The organism is Wolbachia endosymbiont (group A) of Limnophora tigrina, assembly GCF_964263225.1.
In the GTDB taxonomy this organism is placed as follows: domain Bacteria; phylum Pseudomonadota; class Alphaproteobacteria; order Rickettsiales; family Anaplasmataceae; genus Wolbachia.
This window is the reverse complement of record NZ_OZ181654.1, coordinates 714,265-730,024: the sequence shown is the minus strand read 5'-3', so window position 1 is coordinate 730,024 and position 15,760 is coordinate 714,265. Positions and strand designations below refer to the sequence as shown.

The 15,760-nt window shown below is 35.9% G+C and carries 14 protein-coding genes and 2 pseudogenes; 3 read left to right on the top strand and 13 right to left on the bottom strand.

What is annotated here, in order from left to right:
* The 12 genes and pseudogenes from ACE38P_RS03370 to ACE38P_RS03315 all read right to left on the bottom strand — a co-directional run.
* Entirely contained in the window at positions 1–489 is a 489-nt protein-coding gene (locus tag ACE38P_RS03370) for a phage tail protein (protein WP_213863353.1), read from the bottom strand.
* Entirely contained in the window at positions 490–804 is a 315-nt protein-coding gene (locus tag ACE38P_RS03365; protein ID WP_374699494.1) for a hypothetical protein, read from the bottom strand.
* Positions 801–2,138, bottom strand: a pseudogene (locus ACE38P_RS03360) (IS110 family transposase). Before ACE38P_RS03360 ends, ACE38P_RS03365 begins: the two are co-directional and overlap by 4 nt.
* Before the next feature lie 371 nt (positions 2,139–2,509).
* Positions 2,510–3,514 carry a major capsid protein gene (locus tag ACE38P_RS03355; RefSeq protein ID WP_374699493.1) on the bottom strand — a complete coding sequence of 335 codons (1,005 nt, stop codon included), beginning with the start codon at positions 3,512–3,514 and terminating at the stop codon, positions 2,510–2,512.
* Positions 3,515–3,546: 32 nt separating this feature from the next.
* Positions 3,547–3,915 (bottom strand): head decoration protein, encoded by a 369-nt coding sequence (locus ACE38P_RS03350; RefSeq protein ID WP_047759659.1) that lies wholly within the window; start codon positions 3,913–3,915, stop codon positions 3,547–3,549.
* 67 nt (positions 3,916–3,982) lie between these two features.
* Complete coding sequence (locus tag ACE38P_RS03345; protein ID WP_047759660.1) at positions 3,983–5,017, bottom strand: S49 family peptidase; 1,035 nt, start codon at positions 5,015–5,017, stop codon at positions 3,983–3,985.
* Entirely contained in the window at positions 5,017–6,423 is a 1,407-nt protein-coding gene (locus tag ACE38P_RS03340) for a phage portal protein (RefSeq protein WP_374699492.1), read from the bottom strand. The genes ACE38P_RS03345 and ACE38P_RS03340 overlap by 1 nt, the downstream gene beginning before the upstream one ends.
* Positions 6,424–6,648, bottom strand: a complete 225-nt coding sequence (locus ACE38P_RS03335) for a gpW family head-tail joining protein (protein ID WP_047759662.1) — start codon at positions 6,646–6,648, stop codon at positions 6,424–6,426.
* A 3-nt stretch (positions 6,649–6,651) separates the two neighbouring features.
* On the bottom strand, positions 6,652–8,475 hold the full coding sequence (locus tag ACE38P_RS03330; RefSeq protein ID WP_374699491.1) for a phage terminase large subunit family protein: 1,824 nt from the start codon (positions 8,473–8,475) through the stop codon (positions 6,652–6,654).
* The gene (locus ACE38P_RS03325; RefSeq protein WP_374699490.1) at positions 8,472–9,947 is read right to left on the bottom strand and encodes an ankyrin repeat domain-containing protein; all 1,476 of its coding nucleotides are present in this window, start codon (positions 9,945–9,947) and stop codon (positions 8,472–8,474) included. Before ACE38P_RS03325 ends, ACE38P_RS03330 begins: the two co-directional genes overlap by 4 nt.
* Before the next feature lie 3 nt (positions 9,948–9,950).
* The gene (locus ACE38P_RS03320) at positions 9,951–10,424 is read right to left on the bottom strand and encodes a hypothetical protein (protein WP_374699489.1); all 474 of its coding nucleotides are present in this window, start codon (positions 10,422–10,424) and stop codon (positions 9,951–9,953) included.
* A gap of 16 nt (positions 10,425–10,440) precedes the next feature.
* Positions 10,441–11,619: pseudogene (locus ACE38P_RS03315) on the bottom strand (DNA modification methylase); the annotation flags it as partial.
* 67 nt (positions 11,620–11,686) lie between these two features.
* On the opposite strand from ACE38P_RS03315, the gene ACE38P_RS03310 reads away from it, so the two are divergent.
* Positions 11,687–13,144 (top strand): IS4 family transposase, encoded by a 1,458-nt coding sequence (locus ACE38P_RS03310; protein WP_374699293.1) that lies wholly within the window; start codon positions 11,687–11,689, stop codon positions 13,142–13,144.
* A 152-nt stretch (positions 13,145–13,296) separates the two neighbouring features.
* Here the strand turns inward: ACE38P_RS03310 and ACE38P_RS03305 are convergent, their stop codons facing one another.
* Positions 13,297–13,758 (bottom strand): crossover junction endodeoxyribonuclease RuvC, encoded by a 462-nt coding sequence (locus ACE38P_RS03305; protein WP_374699826.1) that lies wholly within the window; start codon positions 13,756–13,758, stop codon positions 13,297–13,299.
* Between the two features lie 592 nt (positions 13,759–14,350).
* On the opposite strand from ACE38P_RS03305, the gene ACE38P_RS03300 reads away from it, so the two are divergent.
* Positions 14,351–14,845 (top strand): sigma-70 family RNA polymerase sigma factor, encoded by a 495-nt coding sequence (locus ACE38P_RS03300; protein ID WP_019236463.1) that lies wholly within the window; start codon positions 14,351–14,353, stop codon positions 14,843–14,845.
* A gap of 93 nt (positions 14,846–14,938) precedes the next feature.
* Positions 14,939–15,760: an ATP-binding protein gene (locus tag ACE38P_RS03295; protein WP_353282794.1), complete on the top strand. Its 822-nt coding sequence runs from the start codon at positions 14,939–14,941 to the stop codon at positions 15,758–15,760.

The following is a 15,760-nucleotide window of genomic DNA, read 5'->3' as shown; positions in this document are numbered from 1 at the left end:
TTAACTTATGTAATGTATAAAATATTTTTCAAATACCTTTTCAACTTCATAATTAACAAGATTCCCTATTATCCTTGAAGCCTCAGGTTCGAGTGGCAACTTAACTTCCTTTATTGGCAATGCTGCCCTTCCTTCACGTTTAAACATACCGCTATTTCCTTTTGGCATAACTGCTGCAAATCCTCCTATAAACTCATGCTTTCCTACTTTCGATCCTCTTCTTGTTTTTTGTATTTTGCCAATTATCGATGCTCTAATGTCGTAGAGATTTGCTCTAATTAACACTTCTAATCTGCTTGTTTTTGCTTTAAAAATTCTTAATCTCTTTCTTATCAAACTTAATTTTATTCTCTTTTCCTCACTAATTTCCTTAGCTGCTTTTGATTTTAGCCATATTGCTGTTTTGTTTAATGCACTCACCGTCACTTTTTCCACTTTTTTCCTTTCAGCATCTATACTTTGTATAATACTACCGGTGTTAATACGCATTTATACTCCTGACGCTCGAATTTTCCATACCATTCCTGAATTATCTTGCAGCGGTGGAGAATATACTTTATATTTACGGTCACCTATAACAAAAATATCTCCTACAATTGGCTGCAGTACATCAAATGTACTTATTTCCAACACTAAAGTTTCTCCTACAAATTGCCCTTCACCAATCTCGTATAATTTATCTGGCTCTTGCTTTAACACCTGTACCATATATGACTTATCCTTTGATTTATATAAAGCCACTTCTCCTAAATGGGCAAAACAATCTTCTAATAATCGCTTAATATTCTCTCCTAAGAAACTCACTCAACTAACTCTTCTTGTTGAACTAATATGTAGCCAAATTCGCTCGCTTTTTTGATCAAATTTTTTACAATTCTATCTTTATAGCGTGTTTCATAGTATTCCATTCCTTTTTCTACATATTCCTGTCCGTATTTGAGCATACTATAAAATATGCATGCCATTTTTCTTGCAGTAGCTGTTATTGCTTTTGGTGCTCCTAGTCGTTTTTTCAATCTTCTGTAGTATGCACCCAACGCACTTTTACTCTTTCCTACAGAATGAGCAGCTATTCGCAAAGCATTTGCAGCACGGTTAATGACTTTACGTGTTCTTGTATTAAACACTTTTTCCCCTGTAACTTTATTAGCAGGACTGAGTCCCAACCACGACGAAAAGTGCTTTTCTGTTGGCCATTTACTGTGGTTTATACCAACTTCTGAAATTATGGTTTGTATACTTAATACATCAAATCCAGGAATTTTAGTGAAATCCATACCAGTGATTCGTTGCAGTTCCTCATACAAAGCAAAGCTTGGCTTACTTTTGCTATTTTTATTCTTTTGCTTACTTAGCTGTTTGCTTTCACAAGACTTTGTTTCAAACGTTTTATAATAGGCTTCAATATTTCTATCACATTCTGCTATTTTTTCTTGATAAATATTATATAGTTCAAATTCTTGCTTTAGCGTGAATAAGTGTTCTTCTCTATAGTCACCAGCTAACGCTTTTGCAATAGTAGACTGATCATTTTTCATTCGCACGTCCCTGAATTCTGCTAATTTTTCAGAATCTCTTTCGCCTTCAATTATAGCTTCAATGATTTTCATACCAGTTATCCCAGTAATATGACTAATAACCTTGTGTAATTGTATATTCATTTGAATTAATGCCTTCTGCATACGTAGAATATGTGTAGATGCACTTTCAGTGAGATTTCTGCGCTGCCGCACGTAACTGCGCAATACACACATCTGATTATCTGGCCTAAACGATCCATGAAGCAGTCCGTAGCTATGCAGTTGTTGGAGCCATTGGCAATCTTAAACGTCAGACTTCCTACCAGGTACATTCTTTACATGCCGTGCATTTACCAATCTTACCTCGAATTTATATGACTCAAGTATTTGAAATAAAGGAATCCAGTATACTCCTGTTGATTCCATAGCTACTGTTGTAACTTTACACTTTTTCAACCACTGTGCTAAGTTATGAAGGTCTTCAGTAAAGCAGCCAAATTTCTGAACGCGTTGTTCATCTCCTCCTTCAGGTACACACACATAGTGTACAGCTGAACCAATGTCTATTCCTGCTGCATTAGGATTCACTATTTCTAATTTACTTTTTGCTTTTTTCATGGTAACTCCTACATATAATTTGTTACAGGGAAACGCTTCAGCTTGGAACGGTTGATAGTACAATCTCCTAACCGAGGTAGTCTAAATGGACTCCATCAATGATTTGACCGTTCCTTCCAAGACCATGCTTGCATACGGGCACTTAGGCACCATTGAAAATGTCGATCATAACTGCAGAGGCGCTCCCTCTACAACTATACTTGAAAATTACTAAAAACTTAAATTTGTGTGTTTCTTTCTGATTCGACAGATTTTGTCTGTTCGATGCTTGCATATTTCTTTTTGATATACTAACCTTTACATGCTAAGAAAGCGCATACCGGTAGAGTCGTTCTGTGCCTCACCACCTTGTAGTTACTCTACCAGTATTGTTATGCTGCAACGATCTTGACCAAAACGGCCGGGCGGTGGCACATTGGCAGAGGATTTGACTGCGTATGTAAATCGGTCCCTCTATCAAATCTTCTTGGCTCTTGTTTTGCATAGAGTGGCTGTCCGAGAGTATTCACCGTCTCATTAAAGTCTGCTGGTGCAAAATATGTTGTAAACGTGCTTGCTGTTCCTAGTGGAAAACAGTGCCCTGTATCTTTCTCAATAAATCTTCTAACCGTTCCTTCAGGGTCAGTTGCTTGCCCTCTGTATTCCTCAAACGTTATGCCACAAAATGTAAACCCTGACCTCATATCATTTCGAAGTGCTGCTCCTTCTTGCCATCTTTCATATGCTTCTTTTACTTTTGCATGAGAAGTTAGTGCATCAAAAAACTCAGGGCTTACCAAGGCATGAATTTCAGTCATATATTCACCACTTAGGTTATCTTCTATATGCCGCAATACTTCCAGACACTTACGTTTTACATCAGTTGTTGCTGTTCCAAGGGCAAAATTTACTACTTTTGGTGTTATTTCAAATTCGTTGTACAGATTTAATAATTCTGACCCATCAGCATCTAAAATTATTCCCTTCAGCGCTCCCATTCGCAAATGCTCTAATGTTATTGCATGTTTGTTTCTCATTAGCTGTAAATGGTCAGTTATTACGTCTGCTAGCGCTTTAAGTTCACTTTCTGATCCAAATGCCCTTATTCCCTGTACTTCCTCTGGTAACACTACATCATCATGCGGAATATGTGGAATCGTAAATGTTCTTACCTTTCTTTTTCCTCTTTTTCCTACTGTTGCTGGCGCTCCTGGTACTTGCGTTGGTAATAAACTTAATACTCCGTTGTGTTCTTCTATGGTAATATGTCTAAATCTTACTGACCTACTTGGAAACAAATTTAGATTTTCAACTCGTCCATAATTTATCGGCAATATATTTATCGCATTTGTTAGTGCCGTCATGCTAAATGCTGTATTTGTAAATGGATTTTGCATTTTTTCTCTCCTTTTTTTCCTATTAATTTTAGTTAAATTCCCTTGCGGACAATGATCCCTCGTGCTTCAAGTTGCTTTATTGCTGCAGCTTTCTGCTCTTCAGTGATATTTGCTGGCCACACAACCGCATGATCTGCTAGTATTGCACAACGAGTAATAATTACTGCTTTAGCATTTTCTGTCGCATTTACATCACTTACTACTGCACCTATCGCTGTTTGTGTACCATCTGTGGCAGTTGGATTTATTATCTTAACCATGCTATCTTTATCGAGAGCCACTACTGTACCAAGCTTTAGGTTCTGCCCTTTTGCTACTGTTATCTGATCTCTTGAATATAGACTTGATGCTTCATACTTTAATAAGTCACCCAGATTATTTTGTTCGCTTATACAACTCATAAATTTCTCTCCTTAACTGCTTACCGCCGCTTTTATCAATGCTATATACGGCGGTTATAAAAATACTTTAACTCCTACGACTTTTCGCTACCTGCATCATCAATTCTTCTCCTGAATTCTGTGGTATTGCACTCAGTATCTCTGTCTTCTTTGTTCTCTCTGCAAGTAATTCCATTAAAACTTCCCTAGCTTGCTCAACACTTACACTTTGCTCAATAAATTCTCCTATCTTTTCTGGCATCTTCGATAAATTACATAAACGTATTAATTCAAGAACTTCAGTACGATACTTGGTTAAATTATCAGTTTCTAGGTCATTTGTAGTTTGTTCATTCATAGTAATACTCCTGTTTTTATTAATAGATGAAAGAATTGTCATTCCGTCTGCAAGGCCTATTTCTACTGCTTTCTCCCCAAAATATAGCCCTGCCTCTGTTGATCGAATCTTTTCAATTGAAAGACCTCTGTTCCTTGCTATTAGCTGCAAAAACATTTCATATAGTCGGTCTACTTCTTTTTGTAAGCTTCCCAGACTTTCAGACGTCATTGGCTCATGTGGGTTTAAATCATTCTTTCGACTACCAGCAAAGATTGTGGTGTACTTAATACCTTGCTTTTCATCAAATCTACTTTGATCTATATGACTTGCTATTACTCCAATACTGCCAACACCAGAAGTTCTGCTCACAAATACCTTCTCAGCGCTTGAAGCTATAGCATATGCAGCAGAGTATGCATCATCATTTGCTATCGCTATTATCCTCTTTTTTGCTCTTGATTCATAAATAAAGTCAGCTAGGTCAAATATACCGTTTACCTCTCCTCCGGGGCTATCTATTTCCAGCATAATTGTCTCTATGCTACTATCTGCTAATGCTTGTTTGATTTGTTCTTCTATTTGCTCATATGATGTCATCCCGAGCATTTCATCAAACGCACCTGGTTTTTTAGTCAAGATTCCATGTATTGCTATAATTGCAGTTCTTTCTACGTTACTTTTGATGGAGTACTTTATGTTTTTAAACGTGGGATGTTTTTGATTGTTTAATGACAATAGCTCAAAACTCCTTGGTTCAAGCATTAATGGTTTTCCTAAGAGCATCATAATCCTTTACAATCAGAGTCAAACATTAAGTTGAGACTATTTGCACGTTTTTGATCTTCTGCTATTTCTTGATCTATTTCTTCAACATCGTAACCCATTTCTGATACTACTTCCGATCGACTCTTAAATCCATTCCTTACTGCCATTTGCTGCGATTGCTGGTCTTTCAGTGGATCCACCCAATCAAATCCCTGTGGTATCCATTTTACTTCTTCTTTCGCTGCTTTTACTACTTTTTCATCTATACTCAGTTCTCCACAAAGCACTGCTAATTCTAGCCATCTATTCCAAATAGGTCTACAAAACTGGAACACTATCACGTTATGCTGTAACATTGCGCACCTTCTGCGAAACTCTATCAACCCTGCCCGAATCGATGAATAATTAACGCTTGTTAAATCTCCTGTTAGCTGCTCATATGTTATTCCTGTACCTATTGCTATTGCCCTCAGTTGCTGTCTCATAAACGCTTCATAACTTCCTCCAACATCTGATGGCTCTGAAAATTTTATGTCCTCTCCTGGGTCTAAAAGCTGCATTGTTCCAGGTTCCAGGCCAGATAGTGCTACTCCTTGCTCACTTGCTTCACCTTCTCCCATGATATTTGCTTCTGGATCAAGTCTCGTAATAAATCCCGCAAACATTGCTGCAGTCTTTTTTCGTACTAATTCTGCATCATCATATTGATCAAGTTCATAGAGCTTTAGCAGTATACTCGAAAGCCATGGCTCTCCTCTAATTTGCCCAGGTCTTAGTGGTCTATAAATATGTAAAACATCATTTGCTGGTACTCTTACTGATTCTCCAAATGAGCCTTCGCCTGGATGTTCTCTAAATAAGTAATATGCTTCTCTTTGCCCAAGCTTGTTAAACTCAATCCCGTTTCTTATTACATTACCATTTGCTAAAGTTTGATTTGTTTTATTGTCTAAATGTTCAGACTCAAGTACTTGCAGTTGTAGTGGTACAGAAAATCTATCTTCCAGCTTTCTCGTTCTTAAACGTACAAAACATTCTCCTCCCTCTATCATACTTCTGCATACTAGAGCTTGTAATCCATAAAAATCACTTACTCCACTACTGTCTGCTTCATCTGTCCATCTTAGCCATAATTCTTGCACCTTCTTTCGAAATTCTCCATCTCTTGCTTTTGATTGTGGTTTTATTCCTGTTCCAATAGAGTTACTTACTATCGTATCAATTATATTTGCAGCGTAAGGATTTTTTCTCACCATATCACGTGATCTACTACGTAAAGTTTCAAGGCTTTGAGACAGCAAATTGTTTATACTTCCTAACTCTGGTTGAAAGTGAAAAAATCTTCTTCCTGAGCCTGCTGCATCCCAGGCTGAACTTTTGATTTTTGGCTTGTTGAATAATTGTTTGAAGGTTTTTAGTAGCATTTATAAAATTCCTTTACTCGTTAAAAAAATAATTTTCCTCTTTGGCTCCACTCCAGCAATCTTTAGCTCAGCTTTAATTCGTTGTCTTAAGTTTAGTAAATCATTTATATCTACTTCTGCATATCTTACCACATGATCACCATATGCAATTGATACTACTCGCTCTCCGTTTTGCAGCTTCTTTATCGCTTCTTCGACTTGAATTAAATAATCTTCGTTATACATTTATTACTTGCTGATCCATTTGCTTTTGACTATTTTCTTTGATTTTTTACTTTCCGGTTTTTCACTTAAACTATTCCATTTACTCTCTGGCCATCTGTCTATTCCCAGTGCTATCGATGCTGCTCTTGCATAAATTCGGCAATCTAGTACTTCATTTCTTTCTCTTACCTTTTGCCACTCTTGTTTGGTATATCCTTTTACTACTTTGCTGACTAATTGCTCTGCCGTTAGCTGCTTAAAATACTCAGGTGCATACTCGGGAAAATGACAATACCCTGGCGGTGTTTCTTCACCTTCTTTTAAAATATTAAGTAATTGAAAAAGCTCTGACTTTAATATCGATACTCCGACTGGCCAGAGCTTTATTCCTCTTTTCAGCTTTTGCCCTCCAACTGTTATATCTACTCTACTTGGGCTGCTCAGCGGCACTAGTGCTTTATTTACACCTTTCACTGCCATTACTCTTCCAGACCCTTGATGACTTCTCACCCAGTTGTAAACTTCCTGCGTTGCATACCCTGCATCAACCGCCATCATACTTATCATATATTCAAGCCCATTTTCACCAATAAAATGATGATTGAGGAGCTCCGAAAGCTTTTTCCATACTTCTCTACTTCCTGTATCTCCTTCAAATACTCGGTAGTCTATTGACCAACTTTCACGACTTTTTCCCCATGCTACAACTTCCACCTCTAGACGATCTTTTTGGACATCTACTCCTGCAGTAAGTACCACTTCTCTCTTAGGTACTGTGCCTACGGGAAAAAATTCTCTTCTGTTGAATAATTGCTTCCAGTCTGGTACTTCTCCTTTATCTACCCAGGTTTCTCCAAGCGTAGTATTTATCCAAACCTTCAGTAATTGTTCACTTTCTTTTGCATGGAGAAAATCTTCTACTGCTTGTTGCCAACTATACCAGCCAACTGGACTATAAAGACTTGAAAGATGAAATCCTTTTTTCTCACCTTTCATTGGATTAGTAGCTCTCCATTCTCCACGTTCAAGCATCTCTGTCTTTTGATGATTTTCTATCTTTTCACCACATTCTATACATATATAGTGTGCTGTATTTGGATTTTTATCTTCCCATTTTATTTGTGACCATTTTAAAACTTGATAGTAATTACAATGCGTACATGGAACAAAAAAGTATCTCTTATCTGTTGCTTCAAATTCCTTCTCAATTCTGCTTATTCCATGAATCGTTGGTGTTGATACTAAAAAAATCTTTCGCCGTGCAAATGTATTGGTACGAGCTATGCTGAGTAAAACCGGATCTCCTTCACCTCCTGAATCTCCTGGATAGGCGTCTATTTCATCAAGAAAGAGATATTTTACTGGCATAGATCTCAGTGCTACACTGCTATTTGCTCCGGTTATTACTACTATTCCACCTGGAAATTCCTTACTTTGTACAGTATTGCCTGAATCTCTTGACCTTGGGTCTTTTACTTTACTTTTTAAACATGGCGTACTCTCTATTAACGGTGCAAATCTTCCCTTTGACCAACGCTTTCCCATTTCAACTGTCGGCTGTACTACTAGCATTGGACCAGGGGTTTGATCGATAATATAGCCAATCCAATTGTTACCAGCTTCTGTTCCCCCAATCTGTGCTCCTTTCATGAATACTACTTTTTCTGCCGGTGAGGACGGAGAAAGTGAATCCATGATTTCTTTTAAATAAGGAGTTCTTTCCGTTCTCCATTTACCTGGCTCTGATGCTGCAGTTGCTGCTAAAACTCGATACTCATTCGCCCACTCTGATACTTTAAGCTCTGGATCTGGTTTTAAACCTTCAGAAAAAGATGTGGCGTATATCATATTGCTAGCTCTTCACCATCACTAGATGATATTTCTACATCACTTAAATTAGGACTACTTGTTTTCTCACTTTCGAGTTCAGTAAACATTTTCTTTTCAAGCGCTTCTTCTAAGTACTTTTGAGTCAAATTACTCATCATTATTGCAGCTGTAAGCGCAACTATTCCCACCATTACTGCAGCTATAATGTTAGGGTAAATTCCTACTATCGCTATTGCGCATATTGTTATAGAAACACAGATGATATTGATATATTTCTTTATTTTTTTGTCTGCTATTTTCCTTTCTTCAAAATATTTATTGCTCAATAAATGAAACGTTGGAAAGTTGTCATTTTTTCCAAATAAAACTATATCTTTTTCTTTGCTTAATAACTTTATCAGTTTTACGTTATTTGTTGTTATTGCGTACTGAAAAACATCTGTAGCATCTGCTCTTTTCTTTAGCAGTAATTTTACTATATTAAAATGTCTATTTATTGCTGCAAGATATATCGCTGATTCTCCTTTATTGTTTAAAATATCTACTTCAACTCCCTCTTCTAAAATCTCTTCTAGGAACTCCTCATATCCTTTCTTTGCAGCTAAATGAAGTAAACTGTTTTTATCTTCTCCATATTTACTACTCATTAAAATTTCCACTATATCTTGTTTATTCCTTTCTCTTGCATAACAAAATGGTGTTTTGCCTTTATCATCTCTAATCAAAGGATCTATATCTTCTCGCGTTAGTAAAACCTCTATTGTTTTAAGTCTTTCAGCATAATGTAATGGTGTTTTATTTTCATAATCTTGTAAATTGACCTTGGAGTTTGGAGCATTTGTTAAACACCTTACAATATCTAAACACAAATCTCGTTCATCATAATTGCTAACGCTTACAGCATTGTGAAGAGGTGATAACTTTGTTGCATTTTCTCCACTACCGGTCCTATTTACATTTGCATCGAGGTCTACTAGTTTTTTTACTACTCCTATTTTCTTGTTGTTTACTGCATAATGAATTGCTGCGTGATTTCTCGCATCAAGAATGTCCTTATCCGCATTTCCTTCTCTAATTAAAATTTCTACTATTTCTTCATTTCCAGCTCCTGCTGCTAAGTGTAATGCTGTATGTAGTAGAGCATTCTGCTCATTAACATTAACCCCTTTGTCGAGTAAAAACCTTACAGCATTTGCTTCATTCAACATCGCAGCTAAGTGAAGCAAACTATCTTCCTCTGATCCGTATTTGTGATTGATTAGTGCTTGTAATATTTCTTCTCTTGCACAAGAGAGCGCACTTTTACCATCATCATCAGTGATCAGTGGATTAATATTTTTCCTGTTCAGTAAGAGTGCAACCATACCAAACTCGTTAATTTCTACTGCATAATGCAGCGGTGTCTTTCCATTTAATCCTCTAACATTTACATCCACTCCTGGTTGATTAATGAGACACTTTATTAATTCTAAACTTAAGTTAGCAGACATTATTTAAAACTTAATATTAGATAATTCTTGTAATGAGTTTGTAATCTCTTCAGTTAGCGCCATATGAATCTTTTCAGTGTCACTCAGTGATGCAAGCAGCGCTGAAACCCTATTTGGAATATTAAGCAAATTATTACGGACAACTCTTGCTACGTTAAATGCTTCGTTTTTTACTTCTTCTACTGCTACAAGTTCACCAATCTCAGCTTTTGCTTTTGCCTCCAATAATCTACCACGTTCCATTTCATTTTTTATTCTAGTTTTCAGCAACATCGTAGAAAGGTTACTTGTACTTTCTGGATTTTTCCTCCTCAGCGGCTGGCTTGGATCTCTTATTGCTGCCACCGCTTCATTTGCTTGTTCTCGGTCGATCAAACCATCCTCCAACTCAACTATTCCTTTTTTTACTAAATAACAGACATATTGCTTTGATACTCCTATCTCCCTTGCCCATTCTGTTTGTGTGATTTTTTCCACTTTTTTTGCTTCTTTTTTACGAATTTTCTTCTTGAATCTCTGAAAAGGTTTTACCATTCTCAGAAAGAATTGCTTCCCTGCCTGTGTATACTTGCCAACGTTTTATGGTGACATCTACAAACTTTGAATCTAGCTCTATTGTTCTGCAGATTCTTCCTGTTCTCTCGCATGCAATCAGTGTACTTCCAGAACCGCTAAATGGATCAAGAACTATGTCTCCTGATCTGCTGCTGTTTACTATTGCTCTCTCCATTAGCTCTACTGGCTTCATCGTTGGATGTAGTGTATTATGTGTTGGCTTATCATAAAACCATAGATCACTTTGATTTCTACCTCCATGCCACTCACGTTTATTGCCGCTTTTCCATCCATAAAGCATTGCTTCGTATTGTCTTTGATAATCTGATCTTCCTAGCGTAAAGTGATTCTTCGCCCAAATTATAAATGTTGACCATTTCCCTCCTGCCTCCTCAAATGCTTTTTGCAACGTTGAAAACTCTGATGATGATATACAGATATAAATAGCACCTTTGGTATATGCTAAAATATTGGAACAGATATCGTAGAGAAAAAGTTCGTACTTTTCACCTTGATTATCGTTTAATATTTTTTTATCTTGGCTACCACCATAATCAACATTATACGGAGGATCACAAACAGTAATGTCTGCCATTTTATCATCTAACAGCGCTTTATATGATTCAACTACAGAGCTATCACCACAATAGATTCTATGATCACCTAAAATCCAAAGATCACCTGGTTTTGTTATTTCTACTTTTTTGTCATCACCAGCTAAGTCAGAAAGATCTTCTTTTTCACTATCTAAATCATCAAGGAAATGTTGAACTTTTTCTAATTCAAATCCAGTCATTTTAAGATCAAACTGTAAATCTTCTAACTCTTGAATTTCTACTTTCAAAAGCTCATCATCCCACTTTGCCCAATTAGCTGATTGATTTGCCAGTAATCGAAAAGCTTTAGTTTGTGGTTCATTTAGATTATCACTTAAGACCACTGGAATACTTTCCATACCAAGTTTTCTTGCTGCTTTAAGTCTTAAATGACCATCAACCACAGTGCCATCGCTTTTTGCAACTATTGGTATACGAAAGCCGAATTCCCTGATTGAAGCACACATTCTATTTACTACGTCATCATTCTTACGTGGATTACGCTCATATTCAACTAGGTTTCGAGCTCACTTTTACCCACAAATAAAAAAGTGAGTAAAATGGATACCAAATAAATTTGGGATTAAAATGAGTGAAGTAAGTACAAATGTGCAATATACTGATGGCTTAGGGGATAAATGGCTGGAAAGAGAGTTAAAACACGTTAATTTAGGAGATACAAGACTTAATAAGAGACTTATTAAAACAGGCTATTGTATAGAGGGTAAGGCGTCTGGATCAATTAATCAAAGCTGTAGTGGATGGAAAGAAGCTAAGGGTGCATACAGATTATTTAGCAATGAAAAGCTTAAGGATAAGGAAATTTATTCTTCCCATTACAAAGAAACTATGGAGAGAATGAAAGGAAATCAGTTTGTTTTTTCAGTTCAAGATACAAGTTATTTGGATTTTGACTCTCATATAAAAACTAAGAGGCTAGGTAGTATTTCTAAAGCTTATACGAAGCATAAAATGGGTTTACTGTTGCACAGTGCCTTAATAGTCAGCAAAGACGGATTGCCTTTAGGTCTATCTTCTCAACAATGTTGGGCACGTTCTATTAGGGAAAAAGAAACGTCACAAGAAAAAGCAAACAGGAAATACCGTACCTCCATAGAAGAAAAAGAAAGTTATAAGTGGATAACAGCTCTCAAAGAAAGCATAAACAACCTTCCTGCAAATGTACAACTTGTTACCCTTGGTGATAGAGAGGCAGATATCTTCAAATTTTTATGGATCACTGAGACATTAGGTAGTTTTTATGTAATCCGTAATCGAACTAATAGAAGATTTATCTGTACTGAAATTGGAAAAACAGATTTGCAAACACGCATCACTCAACTGCCAGTAAAGAAGAAAATTTCTCTAGAAGTTAATAAAGGTGGAAACCAAAGATCAAGGAAAGCTAATATTGAAGTTAAGTATATGAAAGGCTATATACCTATCAGATCTTCTTCAATTTATGGATCAAAAGACACAGTGCATAAAATAAGTGATAAAATCCCTGTATATGTGGTAAGTGCAAAAGAAACAAATCCTCCTGAAGGATTGGAAGCTATTGATTGGACTTTGCTGACTAATGTACCAGTTAATAGCACTTTAGATGCTATAGAAAGGATAAATTGGTATAAGCTAAGATGGAAAATTGAGGAGTATTTCAGGGTTTTAAAATCAGGATGTAAAATAGAAAGCTCTCGTTTAACTACAAAGGAAAGGCTACAGAAATTAATTGCTATAAAGAGCATTATTGCATTTAAAATTTTATATTTAACAAAAGTCGCTTTATCAAATCCCATGGAAACCTGTACTAAAATTTTAAGCAACGAAGAGTGGAAGGCCCTTTTCATACGTGAGCATAAAGTAGCTACATTGCCAGAAGAACCTCCAAACATAAAACAAGCTATTATTTGGTTAGGAAAATTAGGTGGATTTATGAATAGAAAAAGTGATAATTTACCAGGGGCTATGACTCTATGGCGGGGCTATGAAAATCTTAAGGAGAGCATAGTTATGCTTCACATCATGACCTCTCAAAATTGTGGGTAAAAGTGAGGGTTTCGAGTAGGATAATAGTGGATTGCTAAATTCATATAATTGCTATACTAATTAAAAAGTTAATATTTAAAATATATCTGACGCTAAAGAAGGCCTGGGGTCAGCACCACCAAACCCGCCAGCCTGGCCGAAAGGACCCACTTTTATGGATTTTTCGACTTATTAATATCTTTACTAAAATCCATAACATAGAACATCAAAGCTAAAGCATCTGCTTGATTATCATCTTTAGGCAAAAAACCTTTTTCCTTTACAGCTTCAATAACTTCACTCTTACTTGCATTACCTTTGCCTGCTATAAAGCGTTTGATAGTTTTAACATTAACACCTTGGTAGGGAATATTGTTCTCTTCACACCAAGCAGACAGAACTGCGAGAAAACCGCCATAGCAATGCGCTGCATCAGTTCCTAGATGTCTTCTTACTTCCTCAAAATACACTGCAGTGAACTCATGTTTCAAAGAATTAAGCCAATTGTGAAAACTTAAAAAACACATTCCACCTCCACTGAAACGGCTACCATGAAAGCTTTTGCTTCCACTTTCAATTACTCCATCTGTTAGAATTGCCCAGCCGGTTTGCTTGCCGAGATCTAGCGTTAAGATTGACGTACAAAAACTCCTTTGTGTAATTAAAGTTCAATGCCCTGTATAATATATATGTACGATGACTCGCAAATTCGTCCGCAATTTTGAAAAAAAATTAAAAAAAATTTCATATCCTGCCATTTGAGTTTTTTTCATCTTTACTTATCTTAATAACTATTTTACATAACTTATATTACGCCAATATTTATATTATTATATTATCATATATTATATTTTACCTGTATTTAAATATATATATAATATATATAAGACTTCAGTAATCCGTAAACCCTCTTTACTGGCCGATTTTAGCCACTTAACTTTAGAAACGGCTTTTAGGAATAGAACATAAAAAAGACAATATTATCAATAACTTAACGATTACTGCTTTCTGAAATACTAATTAGTAACTCAGAAATTAGGTACGAAATTGGTAGTTTTTTACCTATGAAAAAGTAGCTTCAGTAGTGTATCAAAACGTTTAAATCTTATTTTAACTTTTAAAGATTTTATTCTTTTAGATAAAAAAAATTATTACTACTTTTTTATAATAAATTAGTCATACAAAGTCTTGGTAAAAATCTCTATTCATGAAACTTTTGGAGTTTTTATGAAGAATTCTTATCAAGGAATCGATTCTACAATTGTTAAACATGTGAGATTTCAAGCTTCGCGCCTTAAATCCAAAAGCTGTTTTATTAACGAAAGTCTCGAAGATATAGAACAAGAGCTTTTTTGTCAGGTTTGGCAATATCTTAACCAGCACGATGAGAAAAGAAGTAGTTTTAGTACTTTCGTTGCTAGATTAGCTAATTATTGTGCTCGCAATATGTTACGCAATCAGTTATGTCTAAAACGTAATATAACTTTTGATGATATAAACGACGATATTCCAGATCATAGGAACTCGGAAATCGAAGCGATAATTCGCACTGATATAAATAATATAATTTCAACTTTGTCTGAAAAAGATAGTAATTTATGTCAATTACTTAAGGTATTTACTATTACTGAAGTTTCTGTAATAACCAAAATACCAAAGACAACTATCTATCGCACACTAGAACGAATACGCGATAAATTCTCAGTTTTAGAGAAGTTATAAGCTCTCGATTATATTTGCTCAAAATTTTTTTTTGCAAATTGCGGACGAATTGCCTAGGTCATCGTACATATATATTTAGGTACTGGGAGAAAAATGAAAATAATGAACAGCAATGAACGGCTAAAAGTTCAAACAGGTATAAAAATGGTCATCTTTGGTCCTTATGGTATAGGTAAAACTAGTCTCTTAAAGACCATAAATGAACCAACACTTTGTCTTGATTTTGAGGCAGGTTTACTTGCTGTTCAAGATTGGCAAGGGGATTCTGTAAGTATTCGTACTTGGAATGAGGCAAGAGATATTGCATGTCTCATAGGTGGTCCTAATCCTGCGTTAAAATCTGACTCAGCATATAGCCAAAAACACTATGAGCATGTATCCAGTAAATACAAAGAGCTTGCTTCAGAGTTTCTCAAGTATCGATGTATTTTTATCGATAGTATTACAGTAGCCTCGCGTTTATGTCTATTGTGGGCAAAAATGCAACCTGAAGCTTTTTCTGAAAGATCAGGAAAACAAGATATGAGAGCTGCTTACGGGTTACTTGCTCAAGAAATGATGGCTTGGCTCAATCAGTTTCAACATATTCCAAATAAAGACATCATTACAGTTGGAACTCTTGGACAATACCTCGATGATTTCAATCGCTCAACTTGGCTACCTCAATGTGAAGGAGCTAAAACTGCAAGTGAAATTCCAGGTATTGTTGATGAGGTAATCAGTATGGTTGGAATCAAGAAAGATGATGGTACAGAGGTTCGTTCATTTGTCTGTCAGACGATTAATTCTTGGGGATATCCTGCTAAAGATCGAAGTGGTTGCCTTAATATGGTTGAAGAACCGCATCTAGGAAAACTTCTTAAAAAAATTAAAACTAAAGCTTTTGCAATTCAACCTGTCACGCCCAACATATAG